General features: G+C 45.2%; 21 protein-coding genes. All 21 read left to right on the top strand.

Going from position 1 to position 22,546, the window contains the following annotated elements:
- Window positions 1-97 precede the first annotated feature (97 nt).
- The 21 genes from Tfer_RS07670 to Tfer_RS07765 all read left to right on the top strand — a co-directional run bounded on the left by Tfer_RS07670 (window position 98) and on the right by Tfer_RS07765 (window position 22,236).
- A complete protein-coding gene (locus Tfer_RS07670; RefSeq protein WP_052217785.1) occupies window positions 98-1,642 on the top strand; it encodes a sodium/proline symporter in 1,545 nt (514 codons plus the stop codon).
- The gene (locus tag Tfer_RS07675; protein ID WP_052217787.1) at window positions 1,642-2,943 is read left to right on the top strand and encodes a phenylacetate--CoA ligase family protein; all 1,302 of its coding nucleotides are present in this window, start codon (window positions 1,642-1,644) and stop codon (window positions 2,941-2,943) included. Before Tfer_RS07670 ends, Tfer_RS07675 begins: the two co-directional genes overlap by 1 nt.
- A gap of 32 nt (window positions 2,944-2,975) precedes the next feature.
- Window positions 2,976-4,751: an indolepyruvate ferredoxin oxidoreductase subunit alpha gene (gene iorA / locus Tfer_RS07680; RefSeq protein WP_052217789.1), complete on the top strand. Its 1,776-nt coding sequence runs from the start codon at window positions 2,976-2,978 to the stop codon at window positions 4,749-4,751.
- Window positions 4,744-5,322, top strand: coding sequence for an indolepyruvate oxidoreductase subunit beta (locus tag Tfer_RS07685; RefSeq protein WP_052217791.1), 579 nt, complete (start codon window positions 4,744-4,746; stop codon window positions 5,320-5,322). Before iorA ends, Tfer_RS07685 begins: the two co-directional genes overlap by 8 nt.
- 119 nt (window positions 5,323-5,441) lie before the next feature.
- A complete protein-coding gene (locus Tfer_RS07690; RefSeq protein WP_013121747.1) occupies window positions 5,442-5,897 on the top strand; it encodes a YwiB family protein in 456 nt (151 codons plus the stop codon).
- Entirely contained in the window at window positions 5,866-7,551 is a 1,686-nt protein-coding gene (argS, locus tag Tfer_RS07695; protein ID WP_052217793.1) for an arginine--tRNA ligase, read from the top strand. Before Tfer_RS07690 ends, argS begins: the two co-directional genes overlap by 32 nt.
- A gap of 115 nt (window positions 7,552-7,666) precedes the next feature.
- Window positions 7,667-7,954 carry a DNA-directed RNA polymerase subunit delta gene (gene rpoE / locus Tfer_RS07700; protein ID WP_052217795.1) on the top strand — a complete coding sequence of 96 codons (288 nt, stop codon included), beginning with the start codon at window positions 7,667-7,669 and terminating at the stop codon, window positions 7,952-7,954.
- Window positions 7,955-8,072: 118 nt separating this feature from the next.
- Window positions 8,073-9,698, top strand: a complete 1,626-nt coding sequence (gene pyrG, locus Tfer_RS07705) for a CTP synthase (RefSeq protein WP_052217797.1) — start codon at window positions 8,073-8,075, stop codon at window positions 9,696-9,698.
- Between the two features lie 126 nt (window positions 9,699-9,824).
- A complete protein-coding gene (gene sppA, locus Tfer_RS07710; protein ID WP_052217799.1) occupies window positions 9,825-10,772 on the top strand; it encodes a signal peptide peptidase SppA in 948 nt (315 codons plus the stop codon).
- Between the two features lie 14 nt (window positions 10,773-10,786).
- Entirely contained in the window at window positions 10,787-11,470 is a 684-nt protein-coding gene (locus Tfer_RS07715; RefSeq protein WP_052217801.1) for a Yip1 family protein, read from the top strand.
- A gap of 182 nt (window positions 11,471-11,652) precedes the next feature.
- Window positions 11,653-12,036 (top strand): response regulator, encoded by a 384-nt coding sequence (locus tag Tfer_RS07720; RefSeq protein ID WP_052217803.1) that lies wholly within the window; start codon window positions 11,653-11,655, stop codon window positions 12,034-12,036.
- Window positions 12,037-12,216: 180 nt separating this feature from the next.
- Window positions 12,217-12,915, top strand: a complete 699-nt coding sequence (locus tag Tfer_RS07725; protein WP_052217805.1) for a hypothetical protein — start codon at window positions 12,217-12,219, stop codon at window positions 12,913-12,915.
- A 91-nt stretch (window positions 12,916-13,006) separates the two neighbouring features.
- Window positions 13,007-13,861, top strand: coding sequence for a class II fructose-1,6-bisphosphate aldolase (locus Tfer_RS07730; protein ID WP_013121739.1), 855 nt, complete (start codon window positions 13,007-13,009; stop codon window positions 13,859-13,861).
- Between the two features lie 224 nt (window positions 13,862-14,085).
- Window positions 14,086-15,288, top strand: a complete 1,203-nt coding sequence (locus Tfer_RS07735; RefSeq protein WP_052217807.1) for a copper amine oxidase N-terminal domain-containing protein — start codon at window positions 14,086-14,088, stop codon at window positions 15,286-15,288.
- A 107-nt stretch (window positions 15,289-15,395) separates the two neighbouring features.
- Window positions 15,396-16,043, top strand: a complete 648-nt coding sequence (fsa, locus tag Tfer_RS07740) for a fructose-6-phosphate aldolase (protein WP_052217809.1) — start codon at window positions 15,396-15,398, stop codon at window positions 16,041-16,043.
- 89 nt (window positions 16,044-16,132) lie between these two features.
- A complete protein-coding gene (gene glpX, locus Tfer_RS07745) occupies window positions 16,133-17,098 on the top strand; it encodes a class II fructose-bisphosphatase (RefSeq protein ID WP_052217811.1) in 966 nt (321 codons plus the stop codon).
- A 452-nt stretch (window positions 17,099-17,550) separates the two neighbouring features.
- Window positions 17,551-18,021, top strand: a complete 471-nt coding sequence (locus tag Tfer_RS07750) for a DUF2062 domain-containing protein (RefSeq protein WP_013121735.1) — start codon at window positions 17,551-17,553, stop codon at window positions 18,019-18,021.
- A 65-nt stretch (window positions 18,022-18,086) separates the two neighbouring features.
- On the top strand, window positions 18,087-19,328 hold the full coding sequence (rho, locus tag Tfer_RS07755) for a transcription termination factor Rho (protein ID WP_052217813.1): 1,242 nt from the start codon (window positions 18,087-18,089) through the stop codon (window positions 19,326-19,328).
- A gap of 248 nt (window positions 19,329-19,576) precedes the next feature.
- Entirely contained in the window at window positions 19,577-20,734 is a 1,158-nt protein-coding gene (locus Tfer_RS07760; RefSeq protein WP_052217815.1) for an acyltransferase, read from the top strand.
- A 192-nt stretch (window positions 20,735-20,926) separates the two neighbouring features.
- Entirely contained in the window at window positions 20,927-21,139 is a 213-nt protein-coding gene (locus Tfer_RS16300) for a hypothetical protein (protein ID WP_152909004.1), read from the top strand.
- A 266-nt stretch (window positions 21,140-21,405) separates the two neighbouring features.
- Window positions 21,406-22,236, top strand: coding sequence for a peptidoglycan DD-metalloendopeptidase family protein (locus Tfer_RS07765; protein WP_052217817.1), 831 nt, complete (start codon window positions 21,406-21,408; stop codon window positions 22,234-22,236).
- Window positions 22,237-22,546: the final 310 nt, after the last annotated feature.

Genomic DNA, 22,546 nt, shown 5'->3' on the forward strand with positions numbered 1-22,546 from the left:
TTTGCAGGAATATTCACATAAATGTTGAATAAATAATGTCTAAACTTCTGACACCGATAGAGGTATGAAAAAAAGAAGAATGGGAGGATGGTAGAATATGAAGTTGGCGTTAGTTCTTGCCTACGTATTGGTGTTACTCGGCTGCGGTTTTATCAGTATGAAAAAGACCCGAACTGTCAATGACTTTTTTTTGGGAGGTCGGGGGGTAGGACCGTGGCTTTCTGCTTTTGCGTACGGAACAACCTATTTTTCTGCTGTACTGTTCATCGGTTATGCTGGTAAAGTAGGGTGGGGCTTTGGGCTTTCGGCATTATGGGTGACTGTTGGCAACAGCATTATAGGCTGCTATCTGGCATGGCGTTTATTGGCCAAAAGAACCAGAGACATGACGCTGCGCCTTAATACTATGACGATGCCCGAATTTCTGGAAAAACGCTATGACAGTCCTAATTTTAAAATATTTGCCGCTTTGCTGATTTTTATTTTTCTCGTACCGTATACAGCTTCTGTTTACATGGGGTTAAGCTACCTTTTTGAAACGGTTTTCCATATTCCTTATAATTATGCTTTGATTGCCATAGCCTTGCTCACAGCCGTTTATCTTACCATGGGCGGATACTTTGCCGTAGCCCTTACTGATTTGGTACAGGGCATTATAATGATTTTCGGTGTTGGGATGCTGCTTTATTATATAACGGGAGCGCCGGAAGTAGGCGGTTTTGCGGAGGCTGTTTCCCGGCTGGCCGCAATAGACCCGAAACTGGCCGGACCCGTTGGGCCTCCTGGTATAATACCCCTCGCTTCACTGGTGATTTTGACCAGCCTTGGCACTTGGGGACTTCCTCAGATGGTACAGAAATTTTACGCCATTAAGGATGAAAAATCAATTAATGCAGCTACCTGGGTCTCTACTTTCTTTGCCATCATTATTGCTTTCGGAGCGTACTTTACCGGCGCTGTTTCCCGGTTATTCAATTCTGTTTTAATGGAAAAAGGTGTTAACCCGGCGTTGGACCCCAAATACTTTGATATGGTTATACCCACAATTTTAACATATGCCTTGCCGGAAATAGCTGTCACAATCATTCTGCTTCTGGTATTGTCAGCGTCTATGTCTACACTTGCGTCCCTTGTTCTGGTTTCCAGTTCGGCTATCTCCATCGATCTGGTACAGGGCAGGCTCGCTCCCAATATCTCAAAAAGAACTGCCGTCTTATTAATGAGAGTGTTGTGTGTGGTCTTTGTAGCCGTTTCACTCGGTATAGCCATTATGAAGCCCCAGATAATCCTAACTCTGATGGCTTTGTCATGGGGGACAGTAGCAGGGGCTTTCCTGGCGCCTTATCTGTACGGCCTGTTTTGGAAAGGCGTTACCAAGGCCGGAGCCTGGGCCGGCGCCTTGACGGGGTTCGCTGTTTCCTTGGGTGTTTCCGCTTATTTTAAATTCGACCCGCAAATGCTGAATAAATTTAGCCCTATGATTGGGTCGGCGGCTATGTTGATACCGCTTGTTGTGGTACCTGCTATCAGCCTGGTAAGCGAAAAATTTCCGGAACCCCATCTCCTTAAAGTATTTGGTACCAAAGCCGTTGAAGAATATGATTTAACTTTTGCGAAAGGGACTGAGGAGTTGGTTAACTAATGATTTGGGACCCGCATTACGAATGCATGAGCAGGGAAGATTTGCAGGCTATCCAGTTGGATCGCCTGCAGGCAACAGTTAATTATGCTTATGAAAAAGTGCCTTATTACAAGGCGCTTTTCGATGAACACGGGGTTCATCCGCAAGATATCAAACGTTTGGAAGATGTTCATAAATTGCCTTTTACCGGCAAAGAGGCCCTGGCCGAAAACTACCCTTTTGGGATGTTTGCCGTTCCCATGAAGGATGTTGTGCGGCTCCATGCGTCATCCGGAACCACCGGCAAGCAGAAAGTAGTGGGATATACAAAACGTGATATCCGTACCTGGGCTAACCTGGTGGCGCGGATTGCGACCATGGCCGGCGTAACTGACGAAGATATTGCCCAGATTTGTTTCGGTTACGGTTTGTTTACCGGCGGTTTTGGATTACACTATGGTCTGGAAAAAATCGGAGCAACTATAATTCCTGCCTCTACGGGGAACACAGAACGGCAAATTACCATGATGCAGGATTTCGGGACTACCGCTTTGGTGGCCACCCCTTCTTATGCGCTTTATATGGCGGAAGTTGCTGAAGATATGGGTGTGGATACATCGAGGTTAAAGCTGCGGGTAGGGTTATTTGGGTCGGAACCTTGTACGGAAAGCATGCGCAAGGAACTGGAACGCCGCTGGCATATACGGGTTACTGACAACTATGGGCTGACGGAAATTGGTGGGCCCGGGGTAGCCGGCGAGTGTGAGTGCGGTGAAGGAATGCATATCAACGAAGACCATTTTTACCCCGAAATAATTAACCCTGAAACAGGTGAAGTATTGGGATATGGTGAAGAGGGGGAACTGGTCTTTACTTCACTGACAAGAGAGGCTTTTCCCATAATCAGGTACCGGACCAGGGACATTTCCATGCTTATTAACGAACCGTGCAAATGCGGCCGGACAACTATCCGCATGAAAAAGTTGACGGGCCGGACCGATGACATGCTGATTATCCGGGGCGTAAATGTGTACCCGTCACAAATCGAGACGGTATTATTGGAGACGGAAGGGGTAGCCCCTCACTATCAGTTAATCGTAACCAGGAAAGGTTATATGGACGATTTGGAAGTACTGGTGGAAGTATCGGAAAATTACTTTACCGGCAAATTTAAGGAACTGGAAGAATTGGAGAGTTCTTTACGGAGCAAGCTGAACAGAACTTTGGGCATCAGCGCCAGGGTAAAACTGGTGGAATCCCGGTCAATTGAAAGGACTATGGGTAAGGCCAAACGGATTATTGACCTGCGCTCGAAAGATTAAGAATAGGCAAAAATTTCTCATGAGGTGAAAAGATGAGGGCATTACTGACAGGGAACGAAGCAATTGCCCGAGGGGCATACGAATACGGAGTCAAAGTCGCTGTGGGATACCCCGGCACACCCAGCACGGAGATATTGGAAAATATAGCAAAATATGAAGGTATCAAAGCCCAGTGGTCGCCAAATGAAAAAGTAGCCATGGAAGTCGGCGCCGGAGCTTCTATTGGCGGGGCCAGGGTTATTGTTACAATGAAGCATGTGGGCGTAAACGTGGCGGCCGACCCGCTTTTTACTTTTTCTTATACCGGTGTAAACGGGGGATTGGTATTAATTTCCGCCGATGACCCCGGGATGCACAGTTCACAAAATGAACAGGACAACCGTAATTATGCCAGGTTTGCCAAAATTCCCATGTTTGAGCCCAGTGACAGCGGGGAATGCAAGGAAATGATGGGGGAAGCCTTAAAGGTTAGCGAAGTATACGATACACCCGTCATGCTGAGAACGACTACCCGCATAGCGCATTCCCAAAGCCTGGTGGAACTTAAAGAACCCGGTGAAATTACCGTTAAAGAATATGTAAAAGACAGCGGAAAATTTGTCATGATTCCCGCCCATGCCCGGCAAAGGCGCGTTATAGTGGAGGAACGCCTGGCCCGGCTTAAAGAATATGCGGAAAGTTGTCCCTTCAATGAAATTCAGATGAGAGATGCCAGAGTGGGCATTATTGCCAGCGGGGCAGCTTACCAGTACGTTAGAGAAGTTATGCCCAATGTATCCGTATTAAAATTGGGCATGACCTATCCCCTGCCCGAAAAGCTGATTAAGGACTTTGCCGCCAGGGTTAAACACCTCTTCGTTGTAGAGGAGTTGGACCCATTTCTGCAGGACCAGGTTGCTCTTATGGGATTAAAGGTCAGGGGCAAAGACCTGTTTTCCAATATTGGCGAGTTAAGTCCGAAATTAATTGCCGAGAAATTTTATTCCCTGGAAGAAACCCGTGACTTTGTGGAAAAAGCCTTCCTGGCTCAGCCGCAGGCCTGGGCGCTGCAGGATAATATTCCTGTCAGGCCTCCTGTTATGTGCCCCGGCTGTCCGCACCGAGGAGTATTTTATGTTTTGAATAAAATGAAGCTGACTGTTATGGGCGATATTGGCTGCTACACCCTTGGCACACTGCCTCCTTTGGAAGCCATGGATGCCTGCATATGTATGGGCGCCAGCATCGGCAGCGCCTTGGGTATGGAAAAGGCCCATCCGGAAATGCGCAGTAAAATAGTATCTGTTATCGGCGATTCTACCTTTATGCATTCCGGCATCACGGGATTACTGGATATTGCTTACAATAAAGGGACCACTGCTACTATAATTTTGGATAACCGGACCACTGCCATGACCGGACACCAGGAACATCCCGGAACAGGAAAGACCCTGCAGCAGGAGGAGACCTTTGCAGTAGATATTCCCAAACTGGTGCAGGCCTTGGGGATACGCCGCATCAAGGTAGTGGATCCCTTTGATTTGGATAACCTGCAAAAAATTTTGGCTGAGGAAACAGAAGCTGCGGAACCTTCTGTAATAATTGCGCAAAGGCCGTGCGCTTTGCTGGATAAGTCCGGTGGCAAACCCTTAACGGTCGATGCCGGTGCGTGTATCGGCTGCAAAAGGTGTATGAAATTAGGATGCCCAGCCCTGGTGGCCGGCCCTGAAAAGGTTTCCGTTAATGCCGCTCTTTGCACGGGGTGCGGATTATGTGCCCAGACCTGTAATGTAGGGGCTATCAGGAAAGAGGGTGAAGGCATTGCTTAAAGAAATGAACATTTTAATAGTAGGCGTAGGGGGGCAGGGAACTATCCTGGCCAGCAAAATTTTAGCCGATGTTGCCCAGCAGCAGGGATATGACGTAAAGGTTTCCGAGATACATGGGATGGCCCAGCGGGGGGGTAGTGTTGTTACCCAGGTACGCATGGGTGAAAAGATTTATGCGCCGATAATTTCCGAAGGGCAGGCTGATATAATTTTGGCTTTTGAGCAGCTTGAAGCCTTGAGATGGGTGCATTTCCTGAAAGAAGAAGGTACTCTAATTGTTAACAGGCAGGTTATCGAACCGGTACCTGTATTACTCGGCCTGCAGCCTTATCCGGCAGGTATTATAGAAAAATTAAAGGCCCACGTAAAAGACGTAATTGACCTGGATGCTTTGGACATTGCCGGTAAGTGCGGCAACAAAAAGGCGGTTAATGTGGTCCTGATGGGAGTTTTGGCCAAAAAAATGAACATACCCAGGGAAGTATGGGACAGGGCTTTAGATAACAAGGTTCCGGCCAGGTTCCTTGAATTAAATAAGCAGGCCTTTGAGGCCGGCTGGATGGCAGGCTAAAGGTATTGGGGGGCTGTCTCAAAATGAATTGAGACAGCCCTGAATTTATCTAACTTTTGTGAAAAAATACATCTTTCTGGTATAATATAATATTGAAAAAAAAAGAAAGGCCGAGGATAATGCGAAAGGATATTTTGGTCACGGTAAAAGCCAAGCAAATCAATGAATATGGGGAAGAAGACAGTCAGGATTTTTTTACGACGGGCACTCTCTTTCAAAAGAAAGGCGCTTTTTTTATTGTTTATAACGAATCGGAAGTAACCGGGATGGCGGGAACCACCACTTCCCTGAAAGTGGAGCCAAACAGGGTCACTCTTAACCGCATGGGCTCATCGGAACAAAAACAGGTTTTTGAAGAGGGTTTGAAACATCGGGGAAATTACATCACCCCTTACGGGGGTCTGTCTGTGGCTGTGCTGCCTTCCAGGGTAGAGGTTAACTTGACAGACACAGGGGGAAGTATTAAGCTAGAATATGAATTGGAAGTGGAAAACCAAAAAATAAGTGATAATGCTTTGATTATTACTGTCAGGGAGGCCGGAAATGAAAAGTGTTCTGGAAAGACTGAAAGATAATCTTATTGAAGTAATCAAAATTGCGGTTATAAAAGCAAAAGAGGCGGGAGATATCTCCTTTGAAGAAATTCCTGATTTTGTTTTAGAGGTGCCAAGGGAGAGGGGGCATGGCGATTTTGCCACCAATATTGCCATGTTGTTGACCAGGCAGGCCAGAATGGCGCCGCGGCAAATTGCGGAAGCGATTGTCAAACAACTTGATAAGTCTGATTTGCCCATTGTTAACATAGAAGTAGCTGGGCCGGGGTTTATTAATTTTTACCTAAGTGCAGAATGGTTATATGATGTTTTGCCGGAGATAGAGGACCAGGGAGCTAAATACGGTTACAGTTCCGTAGGAAATGGCCTTAAAGTCCAGGTTGAATTTGTCAGCGCCAACCCTACCGGGCTTTTACATATGGGCAATGCCAGGGGGGCCGCTTTGGGCGACAGTATGGCCAGCCTGCTGGCGGCTGCCGGTTTCGACGTACAAAGAGAGTTTTATATAAATGATGCCGGTAACCAGATCGAAAACTTCGGCAAATCGCTGGAGGCGAGGTATTTCCAACTTCTTGGCCGGGACGTGGCTTTTCCGGAAGACGGATACCACGGGCAGGATATTATAGATACGGTGCAGGGAATCATTGACCGGGAAGGGAATAAATACCTTTCTTTGGATTCCCGGTTAAGAAGGGAATTACTGGTCAAGGAGGCCCTAAATGAAAAACTGGACGGTATCAGGAAGTCTCTGGCAGATTTTGGCGTGAAATACGATGTTTGGTTCAGTGAACAAACCCTACATGATTCCGGCGCGGTGGAACAGGTTTTAAATGAACTGCGGGAAAAAGGTTACATATACGAGCATGAGGGCGCATTGTGGTTTAAAGCTACAGAGTTTGGGGACGAAAAGGATGAAGTAGTGGTTCGCAGTAATGGGACACCGACTTATTTTGCAGCGGACATAGCTTATCATAAAAACAAGTTTGACCGCGGGTTTCAGTGGGTCATCAATATCTGGGGAGCGGACCATCATGGACATGTCAACCGCTTAAAAGGAGCCATGCAGGCTTTGGGATATGACCCTGACAAACTTCAGGTTGTTATAATGCAGTTAGTCCGGTTGTTCCGAGGCGGGGAAATCGTCAGGATGTCCAAACGCAGCGGCGAGTTTGTGACCCTGGATGACCTGGTGGAGGAAGTGGGTAAAGATGCGGCCAGATATTTCTTTGTTATGAGAAGTCCTGACAGCCATTTGGATTTTGATATGGACCTGGCCAAGTCTAAATCTAATGATAACCCTGTTTATTATATCCAGTATGCGCATGCCAGAATTTGTAGCATTTTCAGGCAAGTACAGGAAAGCGGTATTTCTGTTCCTTCGGCCCGAAACATAAATCCTGCCGTCCTGAAGCAAGCTGCGGAACTGGAACTATTGCGCAAGCTGGCCGATTTTCCGACAGAAGTGGCGGAAGCGGCTGTTAACCTGGAGCCGCATAGAATGGCTCGCTACCTGCATGAATTAGCAGGCATTTTCCACAGTTTTTATAACAGTAACCGGGTTATAATCGAAGACAAAGACATCCGGGATGCCAGGTTAGTTTTAGTCAAGTCTGTTCAGCAGGTATTAAAGACAGGTCTTGCTTTGTTAGGCTTGACGGCGCCGGAAAGCATGTAAGATATTACTACAATTTTCGCCAATTTTTTTCAATTTCAGAAGGAAATTGTTCCCACCGGGTAGAATATCATCACCATATCTTTAATCCGGCTGCGGCCGTTTGGAAGGTGATGATATGGGCAATACGGTTGGTTTACATGCTCAGATGTCTGAAGTGGATTTAGCCCACGCTATTTTAAAAGCAAAGGGTCAACCACTTTATTACAGGGAATTGATAGAGCAGGTGTTGGAAGTAAAACCGGTGACAGGAAAAGACCTGGGACATATTATAGCCGGAATTCACACAGAACTGAATCTCGATGGGCGATTTGTCCATATTGGCCATGGTGTATGGGGCCTGCGGGAATGGGCGCCGGACAAAGGTACACATATCGAATCGTTAGATGACGATTATGACAATTAAAATTGCGTGGAAACACCACGCAATTTTGCTTGACAGGCATTTATTGAACAAGATAGAATGTTATAGATAGTTCAAGGACAAGCTACATTTTGACGAAGAGGTAGAAGGAGGAACCGGTATGGCTAAATTTATTTTTGTTACCGGAGGGGTGGTTTCCTCACTAGGCAAAGGAATTACTGCAGCTTCTCTGGGGTGCTTGCTGAAAAGCCGTGGGTTAAAAGTAGCTATTCAAAAATTTGACCCATATATAAATGTTGACCCTGGTACCATGAGTCCATATCAGCACGGTGAGGTATTTGTAACTGACGACGGAGCGGAAACAGACCTGGACTTGGGTCATTATGAGCGGTTTATTGACATAAACTTGAGCAAAAGCAGTAACGTGACTGCCGGTAAAATATACTGGTCTGTAGTTTCCAAAGAACGCAAAGGCGATTATCTTGGCGGCACCGTACAGGTAATTCCGCACGTTACAAACGAAATAAAGGAACGTTTGTACAGGGTAGTCAAGGAAAGCAACCCTGATGTGGTCATTACCGAAATAGGCGGCACTGTGGGCGATATAGAGTCTTTGCCTTTTTTGGAAGCTATTAGGCAGATGAAAAGTGATATTGGCCGTGAGGATGTAATGTACATTCATGTCACTTTGGTACCTTATATGAGGGCGGCCGGAGAGTTGAAAACCAAACCCACTCAGCATAGTGTTAAGGAATTGCGCGGCATAGGCATACAACCCGATGTTATTGTGTGCCGGTCGGAGATGCCTCTGTCAAAGGAAATGGAAGAAAAACTGGCCTTGTTTTGCGATATTGACAAAGAAGCCGTCATCCAGGCCGTTGATGCTTCCACTATTTACGAAGTTCCGTTGGTTTTGGAACAGGAAGGTCTCGACGACATTGTTATCGAACGGCTTGGTCTGAAGTGCCACGAGGCTGACATGACCGAGTGGAAACGGATAGTTGAAAAGATTAAAAATCCGAAATATTCCACTACTATTGCCCTGGTCGGTAAATATGTTGAGCTACCTGATGCCTATATGAGTGTGGCCGAGGCTTTAAGGCATGCCGGGTTATTTCATGAATCGGCTATAGAAATCCGCTGGGTAAATTCCGTCGATTTAGAAAAGTCCAATGTGAATCTGGATGAGCTTTTTACGGGGGTTGACGGGATTTTGGTACCCGGAGGTTTTGGTGACAGAGGTATAGAAGGTAAAATTGCGGCTATTAATTATGCCCGGACGAAGAAAATTCCCTTTTTGGGTATCTGCTTGGGTATGCAGTTGGCAGTGGTTGAGTTTGCTCGTAACGTATTGGGACTGAAAAAGGCCAACAGTTCCGAGTTTGACCCCAAGACTCCATATCCGGTTATAGACCTGCTCCCGGAACAAAAAGATATTGAAGAAAAAGGGGGCACGATGCGCCTGGGACTTTATCCATGTAAAATATTGAGTGAAAAGTCCCTGGCTTTTAAGGCCTATAATGATGAGATAATTTATGAACGCCACAGACACAGATTTGAATTTAACAACGAATTTAAAGACAGGTTAATATCCAAAGGTTTAATGATAAGCGGCGTTTCTCCTGACGGCAGACTGGTCGAAATGATAGAGTTAAACGATCATCCGTGGTTTGTGGCTACGCAGTTCCATCCCGAATTCAAATCAAGGCCGCACAGGCCGCACCCGTTGTTCAGGGATTTTGTGGGGATGGCTTTAAGTATAAAAAGGGGCAAAGCTCTGGAATAACCAGAGCTTTCTTTGCGTAAATTCGGACCAAATACATATTTATACAAGATATTTAGTTCAGTTGCGGGGAATTTTAATATTATGGGTTTGATAAATTGTTTAATGATCCATAAGGAGGGTTTTATAGTGCAGAAAAAGCTGGTCGTTGGTATTATTCTGGGCATATGCATTTTATCTCTGGTTATTGCCCTGGCTGTGGAACCGGGAGAAAAACCGCTGATTTCCGGCCCAAAGTACGATAACGCTATCGGGCTGATTTCCATAGAAGGGCCCATCACGGGTGGTGATGCGGGAGGACTTTTTGAAGTTAGCGCCGGCGCAGAATCAATAATGGAACAACTGCGGGAGGCCGCCAGGGATAAATCATTGAAGGCGGTGATTATCAGAATTAACAGTCCCGGGGGAACTGTTGCCGCTTCCCAGGAAATTGGGGAAGAAGTTGAAAAAGTCCGCAAAGCCGGGAAAAAAGTTGTAATCTCTATGGGAGATGTAGCCGCTTCGGGAGGATACTGGATTGCTGCCAAGGGTGATAAAATTGTGGCCAATCCGGGTACTGTTACCGGGAGTATCGGGGTTATTATGGAATCCCTGAATATGTCTGACTTATATAACAAAGTAGGGATAGCCGACCAATCAATAAAAAGCGGCGCCCACAAGGATATGGGCAGTCCAAGCAGGCCGTTAACCCAGGAAGAAAAGGTTATATTGCAGTCGATGGTTGACGACATGTTTAACCAATTTGTTGATGTAGTGGCCAAGGGACGCCGGATGAAAAGAGAAGATGTGTTAAAAATTGCTGACGGACGGGTTTTTACCGGGCGACAGGCAAAATCACTGGGCTTGGTTGACGAACTGGGGAATTATTATGACGCCGTCAGATTAACTGCCAAACTGGCCGGTATAAAAGGCGAACCGGAAGTGGTTGAATTGAAGCCGAAAGATCCATGGGCAAGCTTTTTTGGTAAAGCAATGCTAAGCTTTGGTATTAGAGATTATGAAGGGATTCTGAAAGCGGCAGAGACCAGGGATTTGCCCAGATACATGTTGCTATGGCCTGATCTGTTAAGACGGTAAGAGGGTGAATATAAATGGAAGATATGAATGAGACTGTGGAAACAGTACCTGCCTCTGTAAATATTACCTTTACCGAACTTATTTATGGAACGTTATTTAAGCCTGGTGAAACATTCCGTAAAGTAGCCAAGGCAAAGCCGGTTTTTAAATGTTTCCTGGTATTTAGTGGGGTAATATTACTAAATATGCTCACCGGCATTATTTTAGCGCCACATTCGCTGGCGAAAGGTGGATTACCTGCGAACCTTGCTGAAGTTATTGGGGGCATACTGCCTTTTTTGGCGATTATCGGAGCCGTTTTTGCATATTTGAACTGGGTTGTGCTGGCAGGGTTGTTTAGTTTATTCGCGGAGTTTTTTACTGGTCAGGGTTCGGCTCTTGGGATTTTCAGCGTGATGGGATTGGTAGAACTGCCAAGGCTGGCGACTTTACCGTTGCAAGTAATCGGAGTGGTAAGTGGCAAACCTTTTCTGACGACCTTTTTTTCAATCTTGGCTGGGTTTATTTACTTTATCTGGTGGGCTGTGCTTATGGTGATTGGCATTAGAGAGGCCCATTCCTTAACAACAGGTAGGGCAGTTGCTGTTGTTGCGGCGCCCGTATTTTTGATAGCTTTAGCATTAATAGTTATTTCCATAGCCGGGCTTGGGCTGATGATGCCGCTGTTGAATGTATTAAATGCAGGTGGAATAATGTAGGGGTAAAAAGGTATTAAATGGAGGTCAAAATTTGTCGAAAAACAGCGCAATATTTTGCGTTGTTTTTTTTTGCAATTAGCAGGATAATACAATGCTCTTACCGAAATAAATGCATAAATAGCAATATCTAGCTATTTCATACAAATGAAAACCCTACCCGACCTTGAAAGAAGGTGGAACCGGTGACAAAAAAAGTGGAGCTTTTGGTTGTGGACGACCAGATAGGTGTAAGGCGGCTTCTGTTTGAGGCTTTTCGACAGGATGATTATAATGTGGAACTGGCCGGCAGCGGCCTTGAGGCTATAGATAAAATAAAGCAAAAAAAGCCGGATGTAATTTTGATGGACATGAAGATGCCGGGTATGAACGGCCTGGAAACATTAAAAGAAATAAAGAAATTAGATTTCAATCCTAATATAATAATGATGACGGCATATGGCGAAGTGGATATAGTTTCCGAAGCGATGAATCTGGGAGTAAAAGAATATGTCACCAAACCTTTTGATATTAACGAATTACGGGAAATGGTAAAAAAAGTGGTGGAAAACAGCGAAAAGGCCAGTTAGGAAGTTTGTCCGGTTTAAAGGACAAACTTTTTTTTTAGCGTGCTGTCCTATCTTAGATTAAGGAGTTACAATAAAACTGCCATTAAGCTTGCCAAAGCTAATAAGAGGATATCAATAGTGCGCAAAAAAGAGGAATTTTTTGTTTAGTGGCGAAGTAAGAATACTTGAGGAGGTCATTCTATGATTATCGCTACTGAAACTGTGATTGCAATGCGCTGCCCGTCTTGCGGGAAGCTTGAATTTCATAAACTGTCACGGTTCGATTTTGCCGGAACCAATACTGTAAAGGTTTCTTGCACTTGCGGAGCGCCCAAACTGATTATCGGGACGAAAAACCGGCAACAATTCTGGCTGCAAATTCCCTGTGTTTTGTGTGAAACAAACCACCTGGTTTACTATAGAGCCAGACAACTGTGGAATGAGCAAGTTAATTTCTTTTATTGTTCCGACACCAACGTGGAGTTGGGTTTCTTTGGCCCTGATGAAAAAGTACGCGCTGTGGCGGAGAACTATGAACATAACCTGGAAACCCTGGTGGACGAATTGGGATACGATGACTATTTCTTCAATCCGGAAGTTATGTTTGAAGTGTTAAATTACCTGCATGATTTTGCTGAAGAGGGGTATCTTTACTGCGAATGCGGCAGTTTTCAGATTGAAATTGATATCTTTCCTGACCGTATCGAGCTGCAGTGCAAGGATTGTGGAGCCGAATCGGTAGTCTATGCGGAAACCGACGACGATTTAATCAATATCCAAAATATCAAGAAAATTGAATTGGTTAAAAACGGCTTTAAATTTCTTAATTCCATAAAGAATAACAATTCCAATTCCGGTAAAAACAGCGGTCCTAAACCGAAAAAAAGAAATAAACGGTAATTGCCGTTGACGGGTTTTGGATATGAGCTTTTGGAGATAATAGAAAAGACAAATACATAAGTTTAAATATTTTAAGGGGGTTGTTCAATTAATGTCACTGGTTCCTGTTAGTGATTTATTGCGGAAAGCAGAGGAAGGGAAATATGCTGTCGGCGCATTTAACTGCAACAACATGGAAATAGTTCAGGCCATAATTGCCGCGGCAGAGGCTGAAAAGGCGCCGGTTATCATGCAAGCAAGTCAGGGGGCTATTAAATATGCCGGCATAGATTACATAACCGCCATGGCCAGGGTTGCCGCCGAGAAGGCTTCCATACCCGTGGCTTTGCACCTGGATCATGGGACCAGTTTTGAACAGGTAATGCAATGTATCAGGCATGGTTTCAGTTCTGTTATGATAGATGGTTCCAAGCTACCTTTGGAAGAGAACATTGACCTGACCAACCGGGTGCTTGCCGTGGCAAGAGCCGTCGGCGTTTCTGTCGAGGCGGAGTTAGGAAAAATCGGCGGAACAGAAGACGATATATCTGTGACAGACCGGGAAGCCCTTATGACTGATCCCGAGGAAGCTAAATATTTTGTGGAAAAAACCGGTGTTGATTCTTTGGCGGTCGCCATCGGGACGGCCCATGGCAGGTACAAGGGCGAACCCAAGCTGGACTTTGAACGGCTGCAAAAAATCAGGTCTCTGGTGAATATCCCCATTGTGCTGCATGGTTCATCGGGCGTACCCGATGATGCTATCAAAACAGCTATCGAACTAGGGGTTAGAAAGGTAAACATAGATACAAATATCAGGGAAGCATTTGTTGATAAATGTCGCGAAGTATTGGCCAAGTATCCGGATGAAATTGACCCACGCAAGGTTTTGGGGCCTGCTAAAGAGGCGGCAATTGAAATTATCAGGGAAAAGATAAGAGTCTTCGGCAGTAATGGCAAGGCATAATAGAGCAGGACAACCTGCTCTATTTTACTAACTTATTGAAAATATGCCGCAGTCTATTTTTTTCGACATTTTTCTTAACTGACCAGTTGTATAATTGGTAACAAGGAAAAAGGAATGGCTTTTTATGGGACTTATCAACTGGCCGGAAGGGGTGGTTATGTAAAAAACTCACAGTGTTTATGAAAAACTTACTATGTAAGTAATAAAAAATGGGGGGAAAAACTGTGTTTAATAAAAAATTGTTATTAGTGTTTGCTTTATGTTTTGTTGTCTTTTTAGGGGCTTCGCCGGCTTTTGCCGGAGAAGTGGGGCTGCAGTTCAATAACAAACCTCTGCAGGGGGATGTGGAACCGGTCATAGAATCGGGACGGACACTGGTTCCGTTAAGAGCAATCTGCGATGCTTTGGGAGCCAACATTGTTTGGGAAAATGATTCCGGCACCGTTAAGATTCAAAAAAGCGGTAAGGAAATAAAATTGAAGCTGGACAGTAAAGAAGTATATGTCAATGGTCAGCGGAGCGGAAATTTAGAAGTGCCTGCCAGGTCGATAGACGGTCGGGCCATGGTTCCTGTCCGTTTCGTATCCGAAACCCTGGGAGCCCAGGTAAATTGGGATGCTCAGACCCGGACCGTCAGCATTATCCACGAAGAGAAAAAAGACAATATGCTGCCCAAAGAACTTTACGCAAAATCGAATCAGGCCATGCTGAATGTAAAAAGTTACAGGTTTAACGGCAAAGGAACAACAAAGACTACCACATTAGGGCAGACCATGGAGGGCGAGGTCACGTTAGAAGGCGCTTTCAAGGCGCCGGCAGAAATGTATTTAAAAGAAGTAGTCAAGTCGGCCAATGAGTTTATAAAAATGGATATTCCCATAGAAATGTATGTCCGTAATAATAAGGAAGTATATACCAGGGTCATGGACCAGGATTGGCAAAAGATCGATATAGAACTACCAGATAATTTAAACAACGAACCCGGTGCACAAAAACAGGACCCCACTCAGGTGCTTAAGGAATTGGAGGAATTTGGCCTTATCTTCAGTTACGGCGATGAAGCCGTGATAGAAGGGAAAAGTTATTATGTCCTCCATACCAGGATAGATCAGGAAAAATACAAAAATAAACTTATAGAAACGGTTGACCAGATGAAATTACCTGCCGGGGATAAAGGAATAGTAATAGACGAAGCCAAAATGAAAGAAGAATTAAAAAATACCTACCGTAATATGAAGTTTGATGTTTCATACAAGATATTTATAGATAAGCAAACCTTTTACATAACGAGGATGGAAGTCGGCAGCTATACGAAAATGAAAATGGCTGGATTCTCCGGTACCAAAGGGGAAATTGTCACGTATTTAGACTTGGTCATGAACCTGACAGACTTTGGCCAAGAAGTTACCATGCCACAGGTAAACTAGCACAGACAGTTTTTCTAGCCGGACCAATGAACGGGTTTTCGTAATAAAAACCCGTTTCTTTTTAAAAAATAAACATTGATGAAACAAGTCAAGGAGGGAGCAAGGCTTTGAAAATATTCATTGACACAGCTAACGTGGAAGAAATCCGAAAAGCCAACCGTTTAGGGGTTATAAGCGGTGTCACCACAAACCCTTCGCTGATAGCAAAAGAAGGGCGGAATTTTCAGGAAGTGGTGGAGGAAATATGCTCAGTTGTGGACGGGCCAATCAGCGCAGAAGTCATCAGCCTGGAAGCTGAAGGTATGGTCAAAGAAGCAGAAGAACTGGCCAAAATTCATCCTAATATAGTTGTAAAAATCCCTATGACTTCCGAAGGGTTAACCGCCACCAAAATTCTCAAAGGTAAAGGAATAAAAACGAACGTGACTTTGGTTTTCTCGGCCAACCAGGCATTGTTGGCGGCCATTGCCGGGGCGACATATGTCAGCCCCTTCGTTGGCAGGCTGGATGATGTGGGTCAGAACGGCATGGATTTGATCAGGGATATCGTGGATATTTTTGATATTTATGGATTTAATACGGAAATTATTGCTGCCAGCATCCGACACCCCATGCATGTTACCGAAGCAGCCAAAGCCGGGGCCCATATAGCGACGGTTCCTTTTAAGGTAATTATGCAGATGACAAAGCATCCCCTGACGGACATAGGGATTGAAAAATTCCTTGCTGACTGGGAGACGGTGAAAAATAAATAAGTTGATGCAGGAACATAAACTTATTAGTAGAATGAATATAGTATAACACATCAACAAATTAATGCTATACTTTTTTGGGGGGGAGTACCTTGGAAAGAGAATTGGCGCTGGAATTTGCTAGAATTACAGAAGCAGCGGCTCTTGCTGCGGCCAGATGGATGGGCAGAGGGGATAAGGAAGCCGCTGATGAGGCTGCGGTAACCGCTATGCGGGCAGTTTTTGATACCGTTTGCATTGATGGGACAGTGGTGATCGGAGAGGGAGAGATGGATGAGGCTCCTATGTTATATATAGGGGAAAAAGTGGGCAATGGAACCGCCCCCTCTGTTGATATTGCCGTTGACCCTGTAGAAGGGACTAATAACGTAGCCAAGGGACTACCCAACAGCATTGCCGTTGTGGCGGCCGCAGAAAAGGGCGGTCTCCTGCATGCGCCTGATATGTATATGGATAAAATAGCCGTTGGCCCCAAGGCAAAAGGTAAAATTAACCTCGACGCACCCGTTAAGGAAAACCTTAAAGCTGTGGCTGATGCATTAGGAAAGTCCATTGAGGATTTAACGGTGGTAATTCTAAACAGGCCGCGCCACGATAAGCTTATTCGAGAAGTGCGTGAAGCCGGTGCCCGTATTCAGTTAATTCAGGATGGCGATGTGGCTCCTGCTGTTGCGGCAGGTATGGCCGGTACCGGGGTTGATATTTTGATGGGTATTGGGGGGGCTCCGGAAGGTGTAGTAGCAGCTGCGGCCCTGAAATGCCTGGGCGGGGAAATGCAGGGGCGACTTTGGCCCGAAGATGATGAAGATGTTGAAAGGGCCAAGAAATTGGGAATTAATGATATCAATAAATTGCTGACCATGGATGATTTAGTTAAATCTGATGATGTGATATTTGCCGCTACCGGAATTACTGACGGAGATCTGTTAAAAGGTGTAAGGTTTTTTGCTCACGGCGGACGAACCCATACAGTAGTTATGCGTTCTGTAACGGGTACCGTAAGATTTATTGATGCTATCCACAGACTCGATTTGAAACCTTTTGTTTTCCGCAGGTAATATGCAGGTAATATACAGATGATATACAAACCGGCAATGGTTTTCGGCCCTGCAGCCATCATTTGAAAGGATGGCTGCAGGTTTTTTTTTTCAAAAATCCGTTCTTTCTTGACTGACTATTTTTAAAAGTGTTATAATCATTGAGTAACAGCCTTCTCTTAACTGTTAAAGCAGAATAGAAGGAGTTAGGGGGAGGTCTGCTTGGTTCGCTAATAGGTATTTTGTATTTTGTTCCTACCTTCCGTTTGGCAATTCTTTTCGCCGCTTTTACAGCAGGTCTCATTTCTTCCGGTATTTCCGAAGATATTTTTGGCGAGGCAATTTTCTCCCTGTAGCATTTGTATTTTGAATGGACAACCAAGTTGTTTTTTGCTTAATTGTTGATAAAAAGATACAGACTAACTTTGTGAAAACCCTTGACCTTATGATTATGGACCGGGAGGAAATATCCGTTGAATATAAAGAGGTACTTGAGATATCATTACCTGAAAATGATTAGGTTAAAAGATGCTCCGGCCAGGGTTGCTCAGGGTTTCGCCCTTGGGTTGGCAATGGATTTTGTGGTTCCCATACCACTGGTGAGTATATTTATAGCCTTTGTGGCAGCCAAATTCCTTAGAATGAACAGCCTGGCAGCCGTTATGTCGGCTACAGCATTTAAACCGCTGTTTGCCGGAATTGTCACGTTGAACATATTGATGTCTAAGAAACTGATTGCTCTTCTCCCCAGTCTTAAAGCTGTTTCGATTACTGCGCCACAAGGAAATTCTTTGTTGCACAGGATTTTTGGGGAGATAATCAGTTATGGTTTCCCGTACTTACTGGCCGGTTCTGTCAACGGCATGATTATTGGTCTAATTTCTTACCTTTCCGTATATTATTTTTTACAAGGAAGACAAAGGCGTAAGGCTAAAATTCATTAAATATTGTATAATTTTTACCTCTTGGGGCAATGATACAGGTATTACCAACTATTGGGAGGTATTCTATGAACGAAGCTATGTTGGAAGCTATGACAATGGTCGAACTTTATAAAATCGCAAAAGAACTGGAAATCACCGGATATTACAAACTTAGGAAAAAAGAACTCATTTTCGAAATAATGAAACACAAGACAAAAAACGATGAAGTTCTAACTGCGCAAGGAGTTCTGGAAATTTTGCCGGACGGCTACGGTTTTCTTCGTCCCTTTGGTTATTTGCCCAGCCAGGATGATATCTATGTATCCCCATCACAGATCAGGCGATTTGATTTAATGACAGGTGATTTAATCAGCGGACAGGTGCGGCCGCCGAAGGATAATGAAAGGTATTTTGCCCTCCTCAGGGTGGAAACGGTAAACGGTTTTGATGCGGAGGCAGCAGGCGACAGAGTGCATTTTGATGCTTTAACCCCAATTTATCCTACGGAAAGAATTACTCTGGAAACCAGTCCCGATTTGTTATCTACCCGCCTTATAGACCTTATTGCTCCCCTGGGCAAGGGGCAGCGGGGGCTGATCGTATCACCGCCGAAAGCCGGTAAAACCGTTTTGTTAAAGCAAATTGCCAATAGCATTACTAAAAACTATCCGGATATTCATTTAATGGTACTGCTTATTGACGAGCGGCCGGAAGAAGTTACAGATATGCAGAGATCGGTGCGGGGTGAAGTTGTCAGCTCAACTTTTGATGAACCTGCCGAAAACCATGTCAAAGTATCGGAGATGGTACTGGAGCGGGCTAAACGGTTGGTGGAACATAAAAAGGATGTGGTGATTCTGCTCGACAGTATTACCCGTCTGGCCAGGGCATATAACCTGGTAGAGCCGCCCAGCGGTCGTACTTTATCGGGCGGTGTGGATCCCAGCGCTTTACATAAGCCCAAAAGGTTTTTTGGCGCTGCGCGAAATATAGAGGAAGGCGGCAGCCTGACCATACTGGCCACGGCCCTGGTTGATACCGGCAGCAGAATGGATGACGTGATTTTTGAGGAATTTAAAGGTACGGGCAATATGGAATTGATTCTGGACAGGAAATTGGCCGAGCGGAGGATTTTCCCGGCTATAGACATAAAACGTTCCGGCACCCGTAAAGAAGACCTGCTGCTGAGCAAAGAGGAACTGGAATTAATGTGGGGTTTCAGAAAGAGCTTTGCCAATGTTACAAATGGCGAAGCTATCGAGATACTGGCCGAAAGCCTGAAGAAAACGAAAACCAACAAGGAACTGCTTGTACGCGCAGTCAGTTAGGCTAAAGCCGTATAGAACTACACGAAGAGTAACTGCAATTTGCTATGTCTAATTGCAGTTACTTTTTTTTTATTTCTAACTAAGTTAGAGCAGTTCACTGGGCCTGACGGTAACCTTAAAATGTTTCAAAACCAAATGTTGGCATAAAAAGGGAAAACATTAACAAAGATATGGAAAAACAGACAATTTAATGGTAGACTTAAGACAGACTAAGGTAAAACCGGGTGTCAAAGAAAGGAAGTTTTTAAATGCAGCAGAAAGTCGAAGAGATTGCGCTCATGCGCGGCCTGGCTATTATGGGCATTGTTTTGCTACATGTTACTGCCTATTTCTTGGTTGCTGAACGAGCGGATTTTTTATCCTTTAAGTTGGCCTTGGTCCTTAACCAATCCGTCCGTTTTTGTTTGCCGCTTTTCCTGATAATATCCGGTTTCGGCTTGGCTTATAACTACAGAAAAACGGGTGATATCAAGCTTTCCCGGTTTTTCACAAAAAGATTTAATAAAGTGTTCATACCCTATATAATATGGTCTGTGGTTTACTTCGGTTTTTATCTGACCGTCCTTGGGAAGATTCCCAATGATGCGAAAATAATGGACTTTAACTCATTTTCTGCAAACTGGGCGGAAATAGGTCTCATATTTACCAAAAATCTGCTCTTTGGCCGGAATTATGTACACTTGTATTTTGTAATTTTAATTGTACAATTTTACCTGCTTTACCCGTTTTTAATTAAAAGGCTGAGCAAGTTCAGGGATCACACAGTTATTTTATTGATGGCCTTTTTTGCTTACCTGTTGTTAATGGTCTACTTTTTCCATTTTAGAAAACTGACCGGAATTTACCTGGTTGACTGGTTTGTAAAATATTATTGGAAAACTTTTGTGGCATGGTATTTTTATTTCTTACTTGGTTTAAGCATGGGACTCCGTTTGGATACATTCCAACGGTTTGCAGAAAAGTACTTTGTGGCCAGTGGCATTTTCTATCTGGTCACCCTTGCCCTCGTAGTTGCAGAGGCCTTCTTGCATCCGCCTTATGACATAGGACGGCTGACGTCATTAAGAGTATCGGTGCTTTTAAACACTTTAGCGGCTGTTCCTTTTTTCTTTAAATCGTTAAACATGTTAAAAGATAAGCTTCGCCTTCCGGTAGGCATTCTTGAGCAAATGGGGAATAATTCCTTTGGCATATATTTTATTCACCTGGTGGTAATTTACTTTTTCTCAACAATCATGTGCTACTATGCCCCAGGTCTTTTTAGCTTTTACAGGACTTCGTTTATAATTTCACTCTTTTTGGTTTCAATACTTTTTTCGTTACTAGCGGTAAAATTATTTAACCGGTTACCCTTTGGGCATCTGTTAACAGGGGTGAAAATAAATCGCTCGAAAGCCTACGAATAAACATGCTCATGTGAAATTTGAAGGCCGGGCGGAACAATAATTTGCCGCTGTACGGTAAAACAAGCGTTGCTCGGAGGCTACGCCTTCCTTCAACCACGGAAGGGGTGGGTGGGGTTCTCCGCTACCAAGGAGCTTTGTGCTGCAAAACCTGGCCAAGAAAACAAATAGCCGCTGTAGAGGTAAAACAATAAGTTGCGACTTGGTGGAGGGCGGGTAGACAGTGTTAACGACAGTGAGGGCTTGAAATCGCTGTTTCCGGCATGGACGCCGGAAACCCGGCCACGAGCCATGGACGGCGATTTGGCCGGGTTCAGCGATTTCAACCGAACGGAGTTTTACACTGTCTCCGCCCGTAACCTCGGAGCAACGGTTGTTTTACTTCCACAGCGGCAGTTTTTTCCTTAGCACAGCGCCCTTCGCCATCTTCAAACATGCGGGAACCCCCTGCCTGCCTGGCTGCGGTTTTGCGGGCGCAGTCGCTCCTTAACGGTAGCCTGCGAACCCCACCCACCCTTCACCAACTCTTCACCCACCCTTCCAATAGGCCGGTCCCACCGTTACAGCGGCTCAAGTTACTACAGCGGCCTCTCTTATCAGCCGTAAAATTTTTGTATACATACCGATTTTCATGGCTAGAATAGAAAAAGGTTCCTCAAAAGGAGGTAGCTTACATGAATAAAACAGCTAAGAAAAGTATACGAATTTTAATATGCATAGGTATTATATTGTCGTCAACTTGTCCGGCCTTTGGCGTGCCGCGGGCGGGATCGTCAATTGCTGATCAAACCATGTTATACGTGGTGCAGCCCGGGGACACTTTATGGGATTTAGCAGCGCAAAGAGATATAGACAGAGAATTACTGGCCGGCATAAACGGCCTGGACCCGGAAGCCAGGCTAATAGAAGGGCAGGTTTTAAAAATACCGCTCGGCCAACTCATAACCCACGAAGTGCAGGAAGGCGAAACCATATGGCGTATTGCTCGGAATTACCACATAGATTACCAGATAATCATGCGGGAAAATGAAATGACCGACCCGCGCCAATTGATGGCTGGGCAGAAAATAGCCATACCCATACCTCCGGAAAGGGTGGCGATCAGTATTTCGCCCATGCGGAAAGTATGGAGTTTTGATTTATGGCCTGTCAACGGCGAGGTTAGCAGCATGTATGGAATGCGGGACGGACGTATGCATGAAGGATTGGACATTGCCGCCCCGGAGGGGACCCCTATTTACTGTGTGCAGGAAGGGGTAGTTGTATTTGCCGGGGAAAGAGGAACTTACGGCAATGCCGTTATTGTTGACCATGGCGATGGCCTGAGAACCCTATACGCCCACGCTTCTAAAGTCCTTGTCAGTGAAGGCGAAGTAGTGGAAAAGGGACAGGTTATTGCTCTGGTAGGCAACACAGGTCGGTCAACGGGTCCGCATACGCATTTTGAAGTGCTGGCCGGCGGGCGGCCCCTTAACCCGGCTTATTACTTACCGGTTAACCGGTAACGCCGGTTAGCGGTGGCTGGTAAGAATACCTATGTAATGGTGAAACAACGGTGCCCCGTGCACGCCTGCACTGTGCGCGCCGCTGTACGGTAAAACAAGCGTTGCTCGGAGGCTGCGCCTTCCTTCGACCACGGAAGGGGTGGGTGGGGTTCTCCGCTGCCAAGGAGCTTTGTGCTGCAAAACCTGGCCAGGCAGGCAGCGTTCCCGAACTCGATGGCTCATGTTGCATTTCTCAAAAGCCAGGCCGCCTCCCGTCCGGTCACTCAACTTGACTTGAGTGCCGGACTTCCCGGCGGCCTTCGCCATCTTC

This window comes from Thermincola ferriacetica (genome assembly GCF_001263415.1).
Classification (GTDB): Bacteria; Bacillota; Thermincolia; order Thermincolales; family Thermincolaceae; genus Thermincola; species Thermincola ferriacetica.

Coding starts and splice junctions, on each gene's coding strand:
- iorA (WP_052217789.1), top strand. CDS start 2,976: ATGAGGGCATTACTGACAGGGAACGAAGCAATTGCCCGAGGGGCATAC.
- Tfer_RS07765 (WP_052217817.1), top strand. CDS start 21,406: ATGAATAAAACAGCTAAGAAAAGTATACGAATTTTAATATGCATAGGT.
- Tfer_RS07675 (WP_052217787.1), top strand. CDS start 1,642: ATGATTTGGGACCCGCATTACGAATGCATGAGCAGGGAAGATTTGCAG.
- Tfer_RS07715 (WP_052217801.1), top strand. CDS start 10,787: ATGGAAGATATGAATGAGACTGTGGAAACAGTACCTGCCTCTGTAAAT.
- rho (WP_052217813.1), top strand. CDS start 18,087: ATGAACGAAGCTATGTTGGAAGCTATGACAATGGTCGAACTTTATAAA.
- Tfer_RS07725 (WP_052217805.1), top strand. CDS start 12,217: ATGATTATCGCTACTGAAACTGTGATTGCAATGCGCTGCCCGTCTTGC.
- pyrG (WP_052217797.1), top strand. CDS start 8,073: ATGGCTAAATTTATTTTTGTTACCGGAGGGGTGGTTTCCTCACTAGGC.
- Tfer_RS07670 (WP_052217785.1), top strand. CDS start 98: ATGAAGTTGGCGTTAGTTCTTGCCTACGTATTGGTGTTACTCGGCTGC.
- Tfer_RS07760 (WP_052217815.1), top strand. CDS start 19,577: ATGCAGCAGAAAGTCGAAGAGATTGCGCTCATGCGCGGCCTGGCTATT.
- Tfer_RS07690 (WP_013121747.1), top strand. CDS start 5,442: ATGCGAAAGGATATTTTGGTCACGGTAAAAGCCAAGCAAATCAATGAA.
- Tfer_RS07730 (WP_013121739.1), top strand. CDS start 13,007: ATGTCACTGGTTCCTGTTAGTGATTTATTGCGGAAAGCAGAGGAAGGG.
- rpoE (WP_052217795.1), top strand. CDS start 7,667: ATGGGCAATACGGTTGGTTTACATGCTCAGATGTCTGAAGTGGATTTA.
- argS (WP_052217793.1), top strand. CDS start 5,866: ATGAAAAGTGTTCTGGAAAGACTGAAAGATAATCTTATTGAAGTAATC.